Source organism: Corynebacterium sp. CTNIH16 (genome assembly GCF_032821655.1).
Lineage (GTDB): Bacteria > Actinomycetota > Actinomycetes > Mycobacteriales > Mycobacteriaceae > Corynebacterium > Corynebacterium marquesiae.
Map to the genome: position 1 here is coordinate 132,322 of NZ_JAVBIG010000006.1, position 15,120 is coordinate 147,441.

At 58.4% G+C, this 15,120-nt stretch carries 15 protein-coding genes and 5 tRNA genes; 15 read left to right on the forward strand and 5 right to left on the reverse strand.

The features are described from left to right. The 5 genes from mshD to pstB all read left to right on the forward strand — a co-directional run bounded on the left by mshD (position 1) and on the right by pstB (position 5,157). Positions 1–918 carry a mycothiol synthase gene (mshD, locus tag RAE04_RS07420; RefSeq protein WP_317026932.1) on the forward strand — a complete coding sequence of 306 codons (918 nt, stop codon included), beginning with the start codon at positions 1–3 and terminating at the stop codon, positions 916–918. A 212-nt stretch (positions 919–1,130) separates the two neighbouring features. Beyond that, positions 1,131–2,234, forward strand: coding sequence for a phosphate ABC transporter substrate-binding protein PstS (gene pstS / locus RAE04_RS07425; RefSeq protein ID WP_317026933.1), 1,104 nt, complete (start codon positions 1,131–1,133; stop codon positions 2,232–2,234). Between the two features lie 122 nt (positions 2,235–2,356). Next, a complete protein-coding gene (pstC, locus tag RAE04_RS07430) occupies positions 2,357–3,403 on the forward strand; it encodes a phosphate ABC transporter permease subunit PstC (RefSeq protein ID WP_317026934.1) in 1,047 nt (348 codons plus the stop codon). 14 nt (positions 3,404–3,417) lie between these two features. After that, positions 3,418–4,332, forward strand: a complete 915-nt coding sequence (gene pstA, locus RAE04_RS07435) for a phosphate ABC transporter permease PstA (protein WP_317026935.1) — start codon at positions 3,418–3,420, stop codon at positions 4,330–4,332. A gap of 51 nt (positions 4,333–4,383) precedes the next feature. Then, positions 4,384–5,157 (forward strand): phosphate ABC transporter ATP-binding protein PstB, encoded by a 774-nt coding sequence (gene pstB / locus RAE04_RS07440; RefSeq protein ID WP_023019857.1) that lies wholly within the window; start codon positions 4,384–4,386, stop codon positions 5,155–5,157. Between the two features lie 75 nt (positions 5,158–5,232). Here pstB and phoU read toward each other — a convergent pair whose 3' ends face one another. Both phoU and dusB read right to left on the reverse strand, forming a co-directional pair. Beyond that, the gene (phoU, locus tag RAE04_RS07445) at positions 5,233–5,961 is read right to left on the reverse strand and encodes a phosphate signaling complex protein PhoU (protein ID WP_239273289.1); all 729 of its coding nucleotides are present in this window, start codon (positions 5,959–5,961) and stop codon (positions 5,233–5,235) included. A gap of 101 nt (positions 5,962–6,062) precedes the next feature. Further along, positions 6,063–7,208: a tRNA dihydrouridine synthase DusB gene (gene dusB, locus RAE04_RS07450; RefSeq protein ID WP_317026936.1), complete on the reverse strand. Its 1,146-nt coding sequence runs from the start codon at positions 7,206–7,208 to the stop codon at positions 6,063–6,065. 191 nt (positions 7,209–7,399) lie between these two features. Between dusB and RAE04_RS07455 the strand changes: the two genes are divergently transcribed. After that, a complete protein-coding gene (locus RAE04_RS07455; RefSeq protein ID WP_317026937.1) occupies positions 7,400–8,902 on the forward strand; it encodes an acetyl-CoA hydrolase/transferase family protein in 1,503 nt (500 codons plus the stop codon). 109 nt (positions 8,903–9,011) lie between these two features. Continuing rightward, a tRNA-Lys gene (locus tag RAE04_RS07460) sits at positions 9,012–9,084 on the forward strand. A 31-nt stretch (positions 9,085–9,115) separates the two neighbouring features. Here RAE04_RS07460 and RAE04_RS07465 read toward each other — a convergent pair. Beyond that, entirely contained in the window at positions 9,116–9,448 is a 333-nt protein-coding gene (locus RAE04_RS07465) for a metal-sensitive transcriptional regulator (protein WP_005325826.1), read from the reverse strand. 82 nt (positions 9,449–9,530) lie between these two features. Here RAE04_RS07465 and RAE04_RS07470 point away from each other — a divergent pair. The 6 genes from RAE04_RS07470 (at position 9,531) to RAE04_RS07495 (ending at position 10,678) form a co-directional block, all read left to right on the forward strand. Further along, positions 9,531–9,606 (forward strand) — tRNA-Glu (locus RAE04_RS07470). Between the two features lie 35 nt (positions 9,607–9,641). After that, positions 9,642–9,715: transfer RNA gene (locus RAE04_RS07475), tRNA-Asp, on the forward strand. A 58-nt stretch (positions 9,716–9,773) separates the two neighbouring features. Next, positions 9,774–10,088, forward strand: a complete 315-nt coding sequence (locus RAE04_RS07480) for a DUF4288 domain-containing protein (protein WP_225746466.1) — start codon at positions 9,774–9,776, stop codon at positions 10,086–10,088. Between the two features lie 85 nt (positions 10,089–10,173). Continuing rightward, a tRNA-Asp gene (locus tag RAE04_RS07485) sits at positions 10,174–10,247 on the forward strand. Positions 10,248–10,266: 19 nt separating this feature from the next. Next, positions 10,267–10,339, forward strand: a tRNA-Phe gene (locus RAE04_RS07490). Positions 10,340–10,387: 48 nt separating this feature from the next. After that, a complete protein-coding gene (locus RAE04_RS07495) occupies positions 10,388–10,678 on the forward strand; it encodes a GNAT family N-acetyltransferase (protein ID WP_317026938.1) in 291 nt (96 codons plus the stop codon). A 40-nt stretch (positions 10,679–10,718) separates the two neighbouring features. On the opposite strand, the gene epsC is transcribed toward RAE04_RS07495, so the two are convergent. Next, positions 10,719–11,282 carry a serine O-acetyltransferase EpsC gene (gene epsC / locus RAE04_RS07500; RefSeq protein ID WP_049377291.1) on the reverse strand — a complete coding sequence of 188 codons (564 nt, stop codon included), beginning with the start codon at positions 11,280–11,282 and terminating at the stop codon, positions 10,719–10,721. Positions 11,283–11,352: 70 nt separating this feature from the next. Then, positions 11,353–12,288 (reverse strand): cysteine synthase A, encoded by a 936-nt coding sequence (gene cysK, locus RAE04_RS07505; RefSeq protein ID WP_239193344.1) that lies wholly within the window; start codon positions 12,286–12,288, stop codon positions 11,353–11,355. Positions 12,289–12,552: 264 nt separating this feature from the next. Between cysK and ramA the strand changes: the two genes are divergently transcribed. Together ramA and murA are read left to right on the forward strand one after the other, a co-directional pair. Then, positions 12,553–13,392, forward strand: coding sequence for an acetate metabolism transcriptional regulator RamA (ramA, locus tag RAE04_RS07510; RefSeq protein WP_005325834.1), 840 nt, complete (start codon positions 12,553–12,555; stop codon positions 13,390–13,392). Positions 13,393–13,413: 21 nt separating this feature from the next. Continuing rightward, the gene (gene murA / locus RAE04_RS07515; protein ID WP_317026939.1) at positions 13,414–14,682 is read left to right on the forward strand and encodes a UDP-N-acetylglucosamine 1-carboxyvinyltransferase; all 1,269 of its coding nucleotides are present in this window, start codon (positions 13,414–13,416) and stop codon (positions 14,680–14,682) included. Positions 14,683–15,120: the final 438 nt, after the last annotated feature.

Sequence of the window (15,120 nt, forward strand, 5' to 3'; positions counted from 1 at the left end):
ATGACTAGCAATGCCTTTAAGATTACGGAAGAAAACCTACCGGACGCACCGGAGCTGGCTCGCCGCGTAGGGGCGTTGGCTGAGCAGGTCGAACGCCAGGATGGAATGGCGCCGCTGTCGGAGCAATTTCTCAACGGTCTTAGCGATTCCCGCTTGGAGCACCGCCACCTGGTGGCCTGGGTAGGGGAGGAGCCGTGCGGCGTAGCCGGTCTGGACGGGTCCACCGCCGAGCTATTCATTGCCCCCGACTTCCGCGGGCAGGGCTTTGGTGCCGCGCTTTACGACGCCGCCGCTAAGACCCCCAACCTCCACGCCTGGGCCCACGGGAACCTACCGGCGGCACAGGCGCTGGCGCACTCCCGCGACCTGCAGGTCACCCGCAAGCTGGTGGTCATGGGTATCGGGGGAGAAGAGCTCGCAGTGGCCGCCCGCCCCGAAGGCGTGCCACTGACCGCCCTGAATTATACCGAGGCGGTGGATAAGTGGGGCAAGGACTTTGTGGAAAAGCAGTGGCTCAAAGTCAATAACGAGGCCTTTTCTTGGCATCCCGAACAAGGTGGCTGGGATATCGATCGCCTGCACCGCGGCATGGAGGCGGACTGGTTCGACCCCGCAGACCTGCTTTTCCTGTGGGACACGGCAGATGAGCCGGCACTGGCCGGCTTCCACTGGACCAAGTGGCATGCGGAGGAAACTCCGGGCTTCGGTGAGGTCTACGTGGTGGGCTTAGCGGAAGATTACCGCGGCAAGAAGTTGGGCGGTCCGCTGCTGCAAATCGGCCTGCGCCGCATGGTGGAAAAGGGAGCTCAGCGGGTAATTCTTTATGTAGAAGCAGATAATGGTCCGGCGCTGAAGGCGTACGAGCGCCTAGGCTTTGAGGTTGATGAAGAACACGTCGTATGGGGCGTGTGTGACTAACGTCATGGGGTGCACGACGTTTGTTCACCCAGTGTTTACCTCTTGGCACCCTTTTGGTCAGATCCTGCGGATAGCTTTACACCCTGTGAGTTAACCGCACCTGTGCGCCTGCATCTCGCCCCAGAAGGCGGAGCGGGATGCAGGATATCTCTCTAAGAGATGCGGTTTCCTCGGACAATCAATCTCTGATCTGCACCGGAAAGGGTTTTCCCGTGATTCGCAACTTCAAGCGCACCGCCGCAATCTTCGGCATCGTAGCCGCAACCTCCACCGCTCTCGTAGCTTGCTCTGAGGAGTCTGGCTCCTCCTCTGATTCCGCTGGCGGCGAGGACGTCTCCGGCGAGCTCGTCGGTGACGGCGCATCCTCCCAGCAGAACGCAATGTCCTACTTCCAGACCGCGTTCTCCGAGGATCACCCAGACGCTTCCCTGTCCTACAACGCTTCCGGTTCCGGCGCCGGCGTTGAGGCCTTCACCAACGGCCAGGCTGACTTCGCTGGTTCTGACTCCGCTCTGAAGGATGACGAGGGCGAGGTTGAGGCTGCCGCTGAGCGTTGCGATGGCAACGAGGCATGGCACCTGCCAACCACCATCGGTCCGGTTGCAATCGCCTACAACCTGGGTGACACCGAAATCAACCTCTCCACTGAGACCCTGGGCAAGATCTTCAAGGGCGAAATCAAGAAGTGGAACGACAAGGCCATCGCTGCTGACAACGAGGGCACCGACCTGCCGGACAAGGACATCACCGTCATCTTCCGTTCCGACGAGTCCGGTACCTCCGCAAACTTCCAGAAGTTCCTGAAGGCCGCTACCGGTGACTGGGACTCCGAGGGCAAGCAGTTCCCAGACGCTGTTGGTGAGGGTGCTAACGGCTCCTCCGGCGTTGCTGACCAGGTTGCAAGCATCGACGGTGCTATCACCTACGTTGAGTCCGGCTTCGCAGACCAGAAGGAGGGCGAGGGCGTCAAGAAGGCCAAGATCGATTTCGGCCACGGCCCAGTTGAGCTGTCCACCGAGTCCGTCAACAAGGCTCTGGAGAACCTGGAGTTCAAGGAGACCGACTCCGAGCACAACATGGTTGTTGACTCCGAGGCACTGTTCTCCTCCGACAATGAGGGTGCATACCCGCTCATCCTGACCACCTACAACATCGTCTGCTCCAAGGGCTACGATGAGGAGACCTCCAAGCTGGTCAAGTCCTTCTTCACCACCGTCCTGGATCACCAGGATGACCAGCTGGCTGAGCAGGGCTTCATTCCGGTCGAAGGCGCACACCTGGACAAGCTGAAGGCTGCTGTTGACGCTCTGCAGTAAGCGCTAAAGCTGCAAAAGCTTAATACCTCCCCGCCCCCACTGCCGCACACAATTCGCGCTTTGGGGGCGCAGGTATGTAACGATATTTTCCATTTTTAACGCTGAAAAGGATTAACAGTCTCATGGCAGACAATAATCTCACCACGGCTCCAGAGCAGACGGATGCAAACACCACCTCTGCCGAGCGAGTCTCCAACAGCGGACACGACGAGGTAGCTACCACCAGCTCCAATAGCGGCGTAAAGCGCCCAGGCGACCGTGTCTTTGAGTTCTTTTCCACTGCTTCGGCAACACTTATCACCGTCATGATTGCCGCCATTGCCGCCTTCCTGCTCTGGCGAGCGGTGCCCGCATTGGCCGTCAACGACGGCGGCATCATGGGCTTTTTCACCTACGGTGGCCGCTGGGAGACCTCCGATACCTCCGCGATGAAGTTCGGTATTCCGACCATGTTCGGAACCACCGTTCTCATTTCGGTCTTCGCCCTTCTGCTGGCCATGCCGGTGGCCTTGGCCATCGCCATCTTCCTGTCCAACTACGCGCCTGCCCGCTTGGTTAAGCCGCTCGGCTTCCTCGTGGACATGCTCGCTGCGGTTCCTTCCATTGTTTATGGTCTGTGGGGCTGGCAGGTTCTCGGCCCGGCCCTATCCGGCTTCTACTCCTGGATGGAATCCTGGGCGGGTGGCTTCTTCCTGTTCCACGTCTTCGACAACTCGCCGTCTTTCGCAACTGGCCGCAACCTGTTTACCGGTGGCATCGTGCTTGCCGTGATGATTCTGCCGATCATCGCCGCTACCGCACGCGAGGTCTTCGTGCAGACCCCTCCGGGCCAGGTGGAATCCGCCCTGGCTCTGGGTGCTACCCGCTGGGAAGTTATCCGCATGACCGTTCTGCCATTCGGCATGTCCGGCTACATCGCCGGCTCCATGCTCGGCCTGGGCCGTGCGTTGGGTGAGACCATGGCGCTGTACATGGTTGTCTCCCCGCTGATTGACTTCCGCTTCTCGCTTTTCGACGGCGGCACGACCTTCGCCACGGCCATCGCCCTGGCATCTGCCGAGTTCGGTAACGAGATGCGCGCTGGTGCCTACATCGCCGCCGGCCTCATGCTGTTCTTGCTGACCTTCGTGGTCAACGCAATTGCCCGCGCCATCGTGAAGAATAAGTAAGGAGGGGAGGATCAATGACTACGACTACTAATGCCAAGCCTGCCTCCCAAGGCGGCGCGACCTTCCTGGACATCTCCGGCTCCCGCAAGATGACCAACAACATCGCCACCGCGGTGGTCTGGGGCGCAATGATTCTGGCCATGGTTCCGCTGGTGTGGGTTCTGTGGGAACTCATCGCCCGTGGCAGTGGCGTCATCCTCAACCCTGAGTGGTGGACCACCTCCCAGCGCGGCATCATGAATAGCTCTGCCGGCGGCGGTGCCGCTCACGCTATCGTTGGTACCTTCGTCCAGACCATTCTGGCCTCCATTATCTCTATCCCGATCGGTATCTTTACCGCCATCTACTTGGTGGAGTACTCCAAGGGCGGCTGGCTCGGCCGCATCACCACCTTCATGGTGGACATCCTGTCCGGTGTGCCTTCCATCGTTGCGGCTCTGTTCATCTTCGCCATGTGGATCACCCTGTTCGGCTTCGGCCGCTCCGGCTTCGCCGTGGCGCTGTCCCTGGTGCTGCTGATGATTCCGATTGTGGTGCGCAATACCGAAGAGATGCTACGCGTGGTCCCAATGGACCTGCGTGAGGCATCCTACGCACTCGGCGTTCCGAAGTGGAAGACCATCGCCCGTATCGTTCTGCCTACCGCCCTGTCCGGCATCGTCACCGGCATCATGCTGGCGATTGCCCGCGTGATGGGTGAGTCCTCGCCGGTGTTGGTCTTGGTTGGTTCCTCCTCCGTCATCAACTGGGACGCCTTCAAGGGCTCTCAGTCCTCACTCCCGCTGATGATGCTGGATATGTACAAGGCCGGGGCACAGCCCGCCGTACTGGACAAGCTCTGGGGAGCAGCGTTGACGCTGGTTATCCTCATCGCCGTCCTCAACATTGCGGCCCGCATCGTTTCCGCGAAGTTCTCGGTTAAGAAGTAAACGCCGTACCACTCGATTCCGCCATACACTTGCTAGAGGAGAAACTCCCAAATGTCTAAGCTCGCGCTCAATGACGTGAACATTTTTTACGGCGACTTCCACGCCGTGCAGAACGTGAATATGCAGATTCCGGCCCAGGCCGTGACCGCATTCATCGGCCCTTCCGGCTGTGGTAAGTCCACCGTGCTGCGCACCATCAACCGCATGCACGAGGTCATCCCCGGCGCCTCCGTGAAGGGCGAAATCCTGCTCGATGGCACCAATATTTACGGACCGAAGGTCGACCCGGTATCCGTACGCAACACCATCGGCATGGTCTTCCAGAAGGCTAACCCGTTCCCCACGATGTCCATCGAGGACAACGTCGTGGCAGGCCTGAAGCTGTCCGGTGAAAAGAACAAGAAGAAGCTCAAGGAAGTCGCGGAGAAGTCCCTGCGCGGCGCCAACTTGTGGGACGAGGTTAAGGATCGCTTGGATAAGCCAGGCGGCGGCCTCTCCGGTGGTCAGCAGCAGCGTCTGTGCATCGCCCGCGCTATCGCCGTGGAGCCAGAGGTGCTACTCATGGACGAGCCTTGCTCCGCGCTGGACCCGATTTCCACCCTCGCCGTGGAGGACCTTATCCACGAGCTGAAGGAAAACTTCACCATCGTCATCGTGACCCACAACATGCAGCAGGCAGCCCGCGTTTCCGATAAGACCGGCTTCTTCTCCCTAGAAGCAACCGGTAAGCCAGGCCACCTGGTGGAGTTCGACGACACCACCAAGATCTTCGAGAATCCTTCTCAGAAGGAGACCGAGGATTACATTTCTGGCCGCTTTGGCTAAAGAGTAGAGAGATTGTCCGAGAGAAAGGGGGCCGGTTCGAAAGAACCGGCCCCCTTCTTTGGTGCTTAGATTCGTCTAACGGCGAAACTGACGCTCGAGATCTGCCATCCGTGCTTCAAATTCGGCGTCCTTTTTGTCCTCCTCTAGCTTCTTGGCATAGTCATTGGGCAAAAGACCCGTGGTCAGATAGATGATGTGGCCGGCCACGGAAACGCAGTGGTCCGCATAGCGCTCGTAGTAACGCGTAATTTGTGAGGTCTCAACGGCTTCGCGCACGCTGCCTTCCCACTCGCGCTGAGTCAGGATGCGCAGCATATGGGAGTTGATATCATCTACTGCATCATCGTCGGCACGGAGGTTGACGGACAAATCCGCATCAGGGGTGACGAGGATATCGTGCAGGACCGACCCCATTTCTTCAGTGAGACGGTACATCTCCTCGAAGTAGCCGATGTAATTCGCCGGTACCACGGCGACAGGGTGGCGGCGGCGCGCGGAGGCCGCGATGTGCTGGGAAAGCCGGCCCATCCGGTAGAGATCCTCCACGATATAAATCGAGGAGACCACCTGACGGAGGTCCTGTGCCATGGGGTTTTCCAGGGCCAAGAGTTTTACGGCACGCTCAGAGCACCTAGCACGAATCTCATCTAGCTCCTCAGTCATGGTGAGGGCATCTTCCGCGGAGTCCAAGGCGCCTTGCAGGAGCGCCAAGGAGGCCTTATCCATGATGTCGCGAACGGTATCGCACATCACGATGAGGTCGTGGGAGAAATTGTCTAGGTGTTCCCTGTAAGCGGCACGCATGCCAAAGATAATAGCGAAAAATTTCGGCCCTTGCGCAACTTAAATGCAGTATAAATGCAAGTTTCCTGTGGGGCCCTAGCTGCTCTTATACCTTTGTTAGGTTATCCGCCGGAGTTCATAATGTCAGCGGCAACCGGAACGCAGTCGTCTTCTGGATCGTCGAGCCAGCCATCCGGCAAAGCCACCTTGGATGGTGAGCCCTGGCGGCCGCGGGCTCCGTCGGCGTCGGCAGCCAGGGCGTCGGAATCCGCCCAAGGTGCAAGGATCTCACGCAAGGCAGCGAGGGAATTGACCTTGGCTAAGCCCGCGCGAACCTGGCCACCAACCGGGAAACCACGCAGGTACCAACCGATGTGCTTGCGGATATCGCGGGAAGCATTGTCCTCGCCATCGTGCTCCGCCAGTAGCTCTGCGTGGCGAAGGATTACCTGGGTTACCTCGCCCAGGGTGGGCTCTGCCGGAATTGACTCGCCGCGCAGTGCGGCGCCGAGCTCGGCAAAAAGCCACGGGCGGCCGAGGCAGCCGCGGCCTACCTGCACGCCGTCGCAGCCGGTTTGTTCCATCATGCGGCGGGCATCCTCGGCACGGAAGATATCGCCATTGCCCAGCACCGGCACGCCAGTATCTGCCAGATGCTCTTTGAGGCGCGCGATTTCGTCCCATCGTGCTTCGCCGGAGTAGCGCTGAGCAGCGGTGCGGCCGTGCAGGGTAACGGCGGCGGCACCGGACTCGACGGCGATACGCCCGGCGTCGAGATGCGTATGGTGCTCGTCGTCAATGCCCACGCGCATCTTCACCGTGACCGGGATATTGGTTCCCTCGGTGGCCTTGACCGCGGCGGAGACGATATTGCCAAAGAGGCGTCGCTTATAAGGCAGCGCGGAACCGCCGCCGCGGCGGGTCACCTTGGGAACTGGGCAGCCAAAGTTCATATCGATGTGGTCCGCCAGGTTTTCATCGACGATCATCTTCGCGGCTTTATAGGTATATTCCGGATCCACCGTATAGATCTGCAGGGAACGGGGATCCTCCTGCGGCGCAAAGGTGGTCATGTGCAGCGTCTTTTCATTGCGCTCAACCAAGGCGCGGGCTGTGACCATTTCGCAAACGTAGAGGCCCGACACCGTGCCGGTGCGCTCCAGCTCTTGCTCGCGGCACAACGTGCGGAAGGCAACGTTGGTTACCCCCGCCATCGGGGCGAGGATGACGGGGGAGGAGAGATCGTAGTGTCCAATGCGCAAATTCACGCCCCAATTGTGCTAGTTAACGGGGGAAAATAGCAACCGGGCCCACAGTGGCGCCGTCCCCTATTTCTGCTTTATGGGGTAGGGGTCACACAAGAGTGGTGGAAATCTTGCAAAGATTCGCTAATGTGGGCTGTGTAACTATTTAGGACGGCCGTTATTTTGGCTGGCCCCTTAATGAAGGAGGATTACCCTTGTCCGAAAGAATTGCGTATGCCCCATTCGAGAAGCTCGTAGTTTCCGCAGAAGAGGCTGCTCAGCACGTCAACCACGGTGACCGCGTGGGCATTTCCGGCTTCACCGGTGCTGGCTACCCCAAGGGTCTGCCCACCGCTATTGCAGAGAAGGCCAAGGCTCTACATGAAAAGGGCGAGGAATTTAAGATCGACGTCTTCTCCGGCGCTTCCACCGCCCCGGACTGCGACGGCGTTCTGGCGGAAGCTGAGGCGATTCGCTTCCGCTCTCCTTATAACTCCGATCCCACCCTGCGTAAGCAGTTCAATGATGGCACCGCGCTTTACCAGGATATCCACCTGTCTCACTCGGGCCAGCAGGTAGAAGAGGGCTTCTACGGTGACTTCCAGGTAGCCATTATTGAGGCCGTGCGCATTACCGAAGAAGGCCACGTTGTGCCGTCCTCCGCAGTGGGCAATAACCTCGAGTTCATCGAGGCTGCCGATAAGATCATCATCGAGATCAATGAGTGGCAGTCCATCAACCTCGAGGGCATGCACGATATCTACCGCATTGAAAAGCTGCCTAACCGCCAGCCAATCCCTATCACTAAGCCGGGCGACCGCATCGGTACCACCTACATGGAGGTGCCGGAGGACAAGGTTGTCGCAGTGGTTAAGACCGATGCCCCGGACCGCAACGCGCCGTTCAAGGAACCGGATGAGATTTCCGAGAAGATCGCCGCCAACTTCATCGAGTTTCTCGAAGGAGAGGTCGCCGCTGGTCGCCTTGAGTATGACAAGTTCATCATGCAGTCCGGCGTGGGCAACGTCCCCAACGCCGTGATGGCCGGCCTGCTGGATTCCAAGTTTGAGAATATTCAGGCCTATACCGAGGTCATTCAGGACGGCATGCTCGATCTCATTGATGCGGGCAAGATGACCATGGCTTCCGCCACCTCTTTCGCGTTGTCCCCGGACTACGCAGAGAAGATGAATGAGGACGCAGAGCGTTACCGCAAGCACATCATCCTCCGTCCGCAGCAGGTTTCCAACCACCCAGAGGTCATCCGCCGCGTCGGCCTGATTTCCTCCAACGGCATGATTGAGGCCGATATCTACGGCAATATCAACTCCACCAACGTGTCCGGCTCCCGCATTATGAATGGCACCGGCGGCTCGGGTGACTTCACCCGCAACGCTTATATCTCCACCTTCGTTTCCCCGTCTGTGGCTAAGGATGGCGCAATTTCCGCGCTGGTTCCGTTCGTGTCCCACACGGACCACACCGAGCACGACACCATGGTCATCATTACCGAGTACGGCGTAGCCGACCTGCGCGGCCTGGCGCCGAAGGAACGAGTGGAGAAGGTTATCTCCGTGGCACATCCGGATTACCGTCCGTTGCTCGAGGAATACTTCAACCGTGCCAAGGAAAACAAGTTCCAGCACACCCCGCACGACCTGAAGACCGCCTTTGACTTCCAGGTCCGCTTCATGGAGAAGGGCGATATGCGCAGCTAATGTAGCCACGCCCCGGCAGGCGCTCAGCGGCGAGCTGGGCGCCTTTCGCTTGCCGGCGCCCCCCTAATTAGGACTTTGCAAATACCGCACGCTAAAATGTAGCGACGTTGGGCCTTTAGCTCAGTTGGTAGAGCTACGGACTTTTAATCCGCAGGTCGTGGGTTCGATCCCCACAGGGCCCACAACTGGAGCCACCTTTTTGGGTGGCTCCTTTTAGTTTTTCACCATCTTCTTAATGGCGCGCATGGCCTCTTCTAGCTTCTCGGTGGCTACCTCACCGTCCTCGGCGGCGGCACCAGCCACACAGTGCTCAATATGGTCTTCTAGGAGCGCCAGTGAGACATTCTCCAGCGCCGACTTCACCGCCGAAATCTGGGTAATGATGTCGATGCAGTATTGGTCTTCCTCGACCATGCGGTGGATGCCGCGTGCCTGCCCCTCAATGCGCTTGAGTCGGGCAAGGTAGCGATCCTTGCTCTTAGAATCCGCGTTATATCCGTGTACGTGCGGCTCGTGGCAGGAGCACGTTTGATGCTGGTCAGACATGGTTCCTAATCTTTCTGGGGGATCGATTTTGTAACTAGGTGAGGTCTCCAGTATATTTCTAGAGGTCGCCTTAGCGCGACGGGCCCCCATCGTCTAGCGGCCTAGGACACTGCCCTTTCACGGCAGCGGCACGGGTTCGAATCCCGTTGGGGGTACCAACACGAAAGTGTTGGCTCGAATTGGATATTCGATTGGCCTTGTGGCGCAGTTGGTTAGCGCGCCGCCCTGTCACGGCGGAGGTCGCGGGTTCAAGTCCCGTCAAGGTCGCAGAATCAGCAGCAATCGCTTCAGCGGTTGCTGCTTTTTGTTTTGTTAGGCTGGCATTATGGAGCCATACGTCGGAATCGCTGTCTTTGAACTTGCCTCCGAAAGCTCGGAGCATTCTAACTTCTTCCGAGAGGACTTCTTTCTCGTCTATGCAGGCTCGGATGAGGAGGCGCACCGGAAGGTCGAGGCACGGGCCCATGAGCAAGAATATGAGGGCCTGTGGCTGCGCCACATTGTCGACGTCGCACCCGCTCTCTACGGCCATGTGGATCGAGATTGTGACCTTTACTCGCGGCACTTTGCTGCAATGGAAGACTATGAGCGCTTTGAGATGAACTTGGGCGGAAAAGATCCGCTGCAGGCCTCTAAATAGCTTTCTGACGTGCTGATTTGGTGAGTATTGGGAGTCTTCTGTAAAGTAACTATCCGTGCCCAAGAGGGCACGCATAATTAAAAATGGCCCTGTGGCGCAGTTGGTTAGCGCGCCGCCCTGTCACGGCGGAGGTCGCGGGTTCAAGTCCCGTCAGGGTCGCGGAAACCTTCGGGTTTCTGGCCAGATAGCTCAGTCGGTAGAGCACACGCCTGAAAAGTGTGGGGTCGCCAGTTCGATCCTGGCTCTGGCCACAATAATGGCTCCTCGTAAGAGGGGCCATTTTTGCTTAGTATGGGCACATGGAACATGCTATTGCACACCAGCCAGATAGGTCCCGCTACGTCCTTACCGTGGACGGCGTCGAGGCGGGCGCGTGCCACTACGTAGATGTCGGCACGACGCGCGAGTTCAACCACACGGTCATCAAGGATGCTTTCCGCGGCCAGGGATTGTCAGCGCCGCTGATTAAGGCCGCGCTTGACGACGCCCGGGGCGTCGGCAAGCAAGTCATTGCTTCCTGCTCCGCCGTGGCGCATTTTATAGATAAGAACCCCGAATACCGCGATCTGCTGCGCGCAGAAGGCATATAAAAAGCGGCCCACAGTAGCCTGTGAGCCGCCGGGAGAGAATTTAGATGTAGTAGTCAGGGTCGACCAGTTTAATGCGCTCATTCGGGTTGCGCGGACGGTTCTTGGCTGGAATGCCCACCGCGATATTTTCGGCCGGAACGTCCTTCGTCACCACGGCATTGGCGCCAATGGCCGATCCTTCACCGATCGTAATGGGACCGAGCACCTTGGCGCCCGCACCGATGGTCACATTGTCTTCGACAGTGGGGTGGCGCTTGGTTTGGGTAAGGACCTGGCCGCCGAGGGTGACACCGTGGTAGAGCATGACACCATCGCCAATCTCTGCGGTTTCACCGATGACGATGCCCATGCCGTGGTCAATAAAGAAGCGGCGGCCGATAGTTGCGCCTGGGTGGATCTCCACGCCGGTAAAGAAGCGGTTAATCTGCGCCAAGATGCGTGCGGGTCCGCGCAGTCCACGCTTCCACATCCAGTGCGAAATGCGGTGAGACCACACCGCGTGGAGACCGGAGTACACTACTGCATTTTCGACGTCGCCACGCGCGGCCGGATCGTGATCTCTAGCATTCGCTAAGTCTTCACGGATGTAGCTCATAATGTTCATGCCCACATAGTACTGGCATAAAAAAGGCACCCGCCAAGGTTAGCGGGTGCTTTTATTCAAGCGAAGTCTTTTAAGCTTCGCGGATGTCCTCGAAGAGGATGGTGGAGACGTAGCGCTCACCGAAGTCCGGCAGGACAACCACGATAGTCTTGCCCTCGAACTCTGGGCGCTCCGCTAGCTTCAGGGCTGCGGAAACGTTAGCGCCGGCGGAGATACCAACCAGCAGGCCTTCCTGGGTAGCCAGGTCACGGGATGCCTTGATGGACTCCTCGGTGGTGGCCGTAAAGACTTCGTCGAGAAGCTCGCGATCAAGTACCTCAGGAACGAAGTTAGCGCCGATGCCCTGAATCTTGTGCGGGCCAGCGTGGCCTTCAGACAGAACAGGGGAGTCGGACGGCTCTACTGCAGCCAAGTGCAGGTCTGGGTTCTTGGACTTCAGGAAGCGGCCCACACCGGTAACGGTGCCGCCGGTGCCTACGCCAGCAACGAAGGCGTCAACCTTGCCCTCTGCGTCTTCCCAAATCTCCGGGCCGGTGGTTTCCTCGTGAATCTTCGGGTTCGCCTCGTTAGCGAACTGTGCAGCCAGGATGGCGTTATCGGTCTCGGCGACAATTTCATTCGCCTTGTCGACGGCGCCCTGCATTCCCGCCGCACCCGGGGTTAGCACGATTTCTGCGCCGTAAGCACGCAGCAGCACCTTGCGCTCGTTGGACATGGTCTCCGGCATGGTCAGGATGACCTTGTAGCCCAAGGTGGCGCCAGCCAGGGCTAGGGCGATGCCGGTGTTGCCGGAGGTGGCCTCCACGATGGTGCCGCCTGGCTTGAGCTGGCCGGACTTTTCAGCGGCCTCAACGATGGCCTTGCCGATGCGGTCCTTCACGGAGTTGGCCGGGTTAAAGGACTCAACCTTGGCAAGCACGGTGGCGCCCTTGCCCTCGGTGAGGCGGTTCAGGCGGACCAGCGGGGTGCCGCCGATGGTTTCCATAATGTTGTTGTAGACAGCCATTCTGTGGACTCCTTTGGGAATCAGATTTGGGTTCAAATCGCGTACAACGCAAGCGTACACTACACAAGTAGACCAGTCAGTATATAAATTCTAGACCGGGCATTCGGGCATTCCATGTGGGATTGCAGCGCCGGATAAGCCGAGGGCGATTTCGAATTACCCCCACATGCTGTCTATACTTCCACTCAGTTGCCCGCTGATCCCCAAATTCCCGGGGGAGGACGGGTACACCTACTTGGTTACCCCCGACGAGGAAAGAGTCTCATGGAGTCGCATCGCCTCAAAGATGATGAAGAATCCGTACGCGCGGCCCTGTCGTCCCTGAAGACCGCTACAGGTATTCCGGTGACGATGTACGCCACGCTGCTGCCCGATAATCGCCTGCAGATTACACAGTGGGTGGGGCTACGCACCCCAGCGCTGCAGAATCTGATCATTGACTCCGGCGTCGGTGTAGGTGGGCGAGTGGTCAGCACTCGCCGTGCGGTAGGTGTATCCGACTACACGCGTGCCACCACCATCTCGCACGAGAACGACCGTGTAATCCAGGACGAGGGCCTGCACTCCATTGTGGCCGTGCCCGTTACTGTGCAGCGCGAAATTCGCGGCGTCCTCTACGTCGGTGTTCACTCCCCAGTTCGTTTGGGCGACAAGGTCATTGAAGAAGTGACGATGACCGCGCGCACCCTCGAGCAAGACTTGGCCGTTAATTCCGCCATGCGACGTGCCGATGGGTCCAAGGGCGGAGCCGCCCGCGGCCACGTCATGAACGGTGCCGAGTGGGAGCAGGTCCGTTCCACTCACTCCAAGCTGCGTATGCTGGCCAACCGCGTAGAAGACGAAGAACTGCGCAAGGAGCTAGAGACGTTGTGTGACCAGATGGTCTCGCCGGTGCGCGTGAAGCAATCCACCAAGCTCTCCGCCCGCGAACTCGACGTTCTCTCTTGTGTGGCCCTAGGCCATACCAACGTAGAAGCAGCTGAGGAAATGGGAATCGGCGCAGAAACCGTTAAGTCTTATTTGCGCTCGGTAATGCGCAAACTCGGTGCGCACACCCGCTACGAGGCGGTTAATGCCGCCCGTCGTATCGGCGCATTGCCTTAAGAACCGGTAGCGTAGGCAGTTGTGAAAGATCAGTTTATTGTTTCCGGCGGTGCCCGCCTAGAGGGCACCGTTAAAGTAGATGGCGCGAAAAATAGCGTCTTGAAGCTCATGGCCGCATCCTTGCTGGCGGAGGGCACTACGACGCTGACGAACTGCCCAGAAATTCTGGACGTCCCCCTCATGAAGAAGGTTCTCGAGGGGCTCGGCTGCGAGGTAGTCATCGAGGGCTCTGAAGTCCGGATTACGATCCCTGCACAGCCGCAATCCAACGCGGATTTTGACGCGGTCCGCCAATTCCGCGCATCCGTTTGCGTGCTCGGGCCTTTGACCTCCCGCTGTGGCCACGCGAAGGTAGCGTTGCCTGGTGGTGACGCGATTGGTTCCCGCCCGCTCGATATGCACCAAACCGGCCTAGAAAAGCTCGGCGCCACCACCCGTATTGAACACGGTGCCGTCGTGGCAGAGGCTACGCACCTGCGAGGTGCAAATATCCGCCTGGACTTCCCGTCCGTAGGCGCAACCGAAAATATTCTTACCGCTGCGGTCCTCGCCGAAGGTGAAACCGTTCTCCATAACGCAGCTCGCGAGCCGGAAATCGTCGACCTGTGCACCATGCTCAAGTCCATGGGCGCCGATATCGAGGGCGAGGGAAGCTCGGTGGTGACTATCCGCGGCGTCGATAAGCTGCAGCCCACCCAGCATGAGGTTATTGGTGACCGAATTGTGGCCGGCACGTGGGCGTACGCCGCTGCCATGACCCAGGGCGATATCACCGTGGGTGGAATTTCCCCGCGCCACCTGCATTTGCCGCTCGAAAAGCTGAAGTCCGCCGGCGCGGAACTAGAGACCTATGATTATGGTTTTCGCGTGCGCATGGATCAGCGACCACAGGCTGTGGACTACCAGACCCTGCCATTTCCGGGATTTCCCACTGACCTGCAGCCGATGGCTATTGGCATCTCTGCCATTGCGGACGGAACGACCGTCATTACGGAGAATGTCTTTGAATCTCGCTTCCGCTTTGTAGATGAAATGCTGCGCTTGGGTGCCGACGCCCAGGTTGACGGTCACCATGTAGTAGTCCGCGGTAAAGAACGACTCTCTTCTACTCACGTGTGGAGTTCTGACATCCGTGCGGGTGCGGGTCTTGTACTTTCTGCACTGTGTGCGGATGAGACCACTACGGTCCACGATGTTTTCCACATCGACCGCGGATATCCCAACTTTGTAGAAAACCTGCAGCGCCTCGGCGCCACAATTGAAAGAACTCAAGAAGAAGAGCTCTTTTAACGACGTCCCCAGCACACCGTTTTCCGTTGTGTGCTGGGGATTTGTCATTGTTAGTGGGGTTGGACTACATTAATCCAGGTCGCCGCGAGGTAGCCGGTTGGTTACTTTTAAGCGAATTTTGTGCGGACTTGGTTCGATGATTTGACTTGGTTCATTTGGTTGGGTAAGTTTGTACGGGCCGCCAACGAGAGGTTAACGGGAAGTTAATTTTCTTAAGGTGTGCGGATGATGTTTGAGAACTCAATAGTGTGCCAATGTACTTTTTATTTTTTGTGTGCATGGTTGTGTGTTGATTGGTTTGTCTGCCAATGAGCCTTTAGGTGGTTTGTTGGTTGGTGTGTGCCGGTTGGGTATGTGGAACATGTACCTTTTTGAATGCTGTTTGGTGTTTCGGCTGCATTGAGATGGATTGGTTGGCATGTGATTGTGTTCAACTTT

Coding starts and splice junctions, on each gene's coding strand:
- mshD (WP_317026932.1), top strand. CDS start 1: ATGACTAGCAATGCCTTTAAGATTACGGAAGAAAACCTACCGGACGCA.
- pstC (WP_317026934.1), top strand. CDS start 2,357: ATGGCAGACAATAATCTCACCACGGCTCCAGAGCAGACGGATGCAAAC.
- pstA (WP_317026935.1), top strand. CDS start 3,418: ATGACTACGACTACTAATGCCAAGCCTGCCTCCCAAGGCGGCGCGACC.
- pstB (WP_023019857.1), top strand. CDS start 4,384: ATGTCTAAGCTCGCGCTCAATGACGTGAACATTTTTTACGGCGACTTC.
- phoU (WP_239273289.1), bottom strand. CDS start 5,961: ATGCGTGCCGCTTACAGGGAACACCTAGACAATTTCTCCCACGACCTC.
- RAE04_RS07465 (WP_005325826.1), bottom strand. CDS start 9,448: ATGTCTGACCAGCATCAAACGTGCTCCTGCCACGAGCCGCACGTACAC.
- RAE04_RS07480 (WP_225746466.1), top strand. CDS start 9,774: ATGGAGCCATACGTCGGAATCGCTGTCTTTGAACTTGCCTCCGAAAGC.
- RAE04_RS07495 (WP_317026938.1), top strand. CDS start 10,388: ATGGAACATGCTATTGCACACCAGCCAGATAGGTCCCGCTACGTCCTT.
- epsC (WP_049377291.1), bottom strand. CDS start 11,282: ATGAACATTATGAGCTACATCCGTGAAGACTTAGCGAATGCTAGAGAT.
- cysK (WP_239193344.1), bottom strand. CDS start 12,288: ATGGCTGTCTACAACAACATTATGGAAACCATCGGCGGCACCCCGCTG.
- ramA (WP_005325834.1), top strand. CDS start 12,553: ATGGAGTCGCATCGCCTCAAAGATGATGAAGAATCCGTACGCGCGGCC.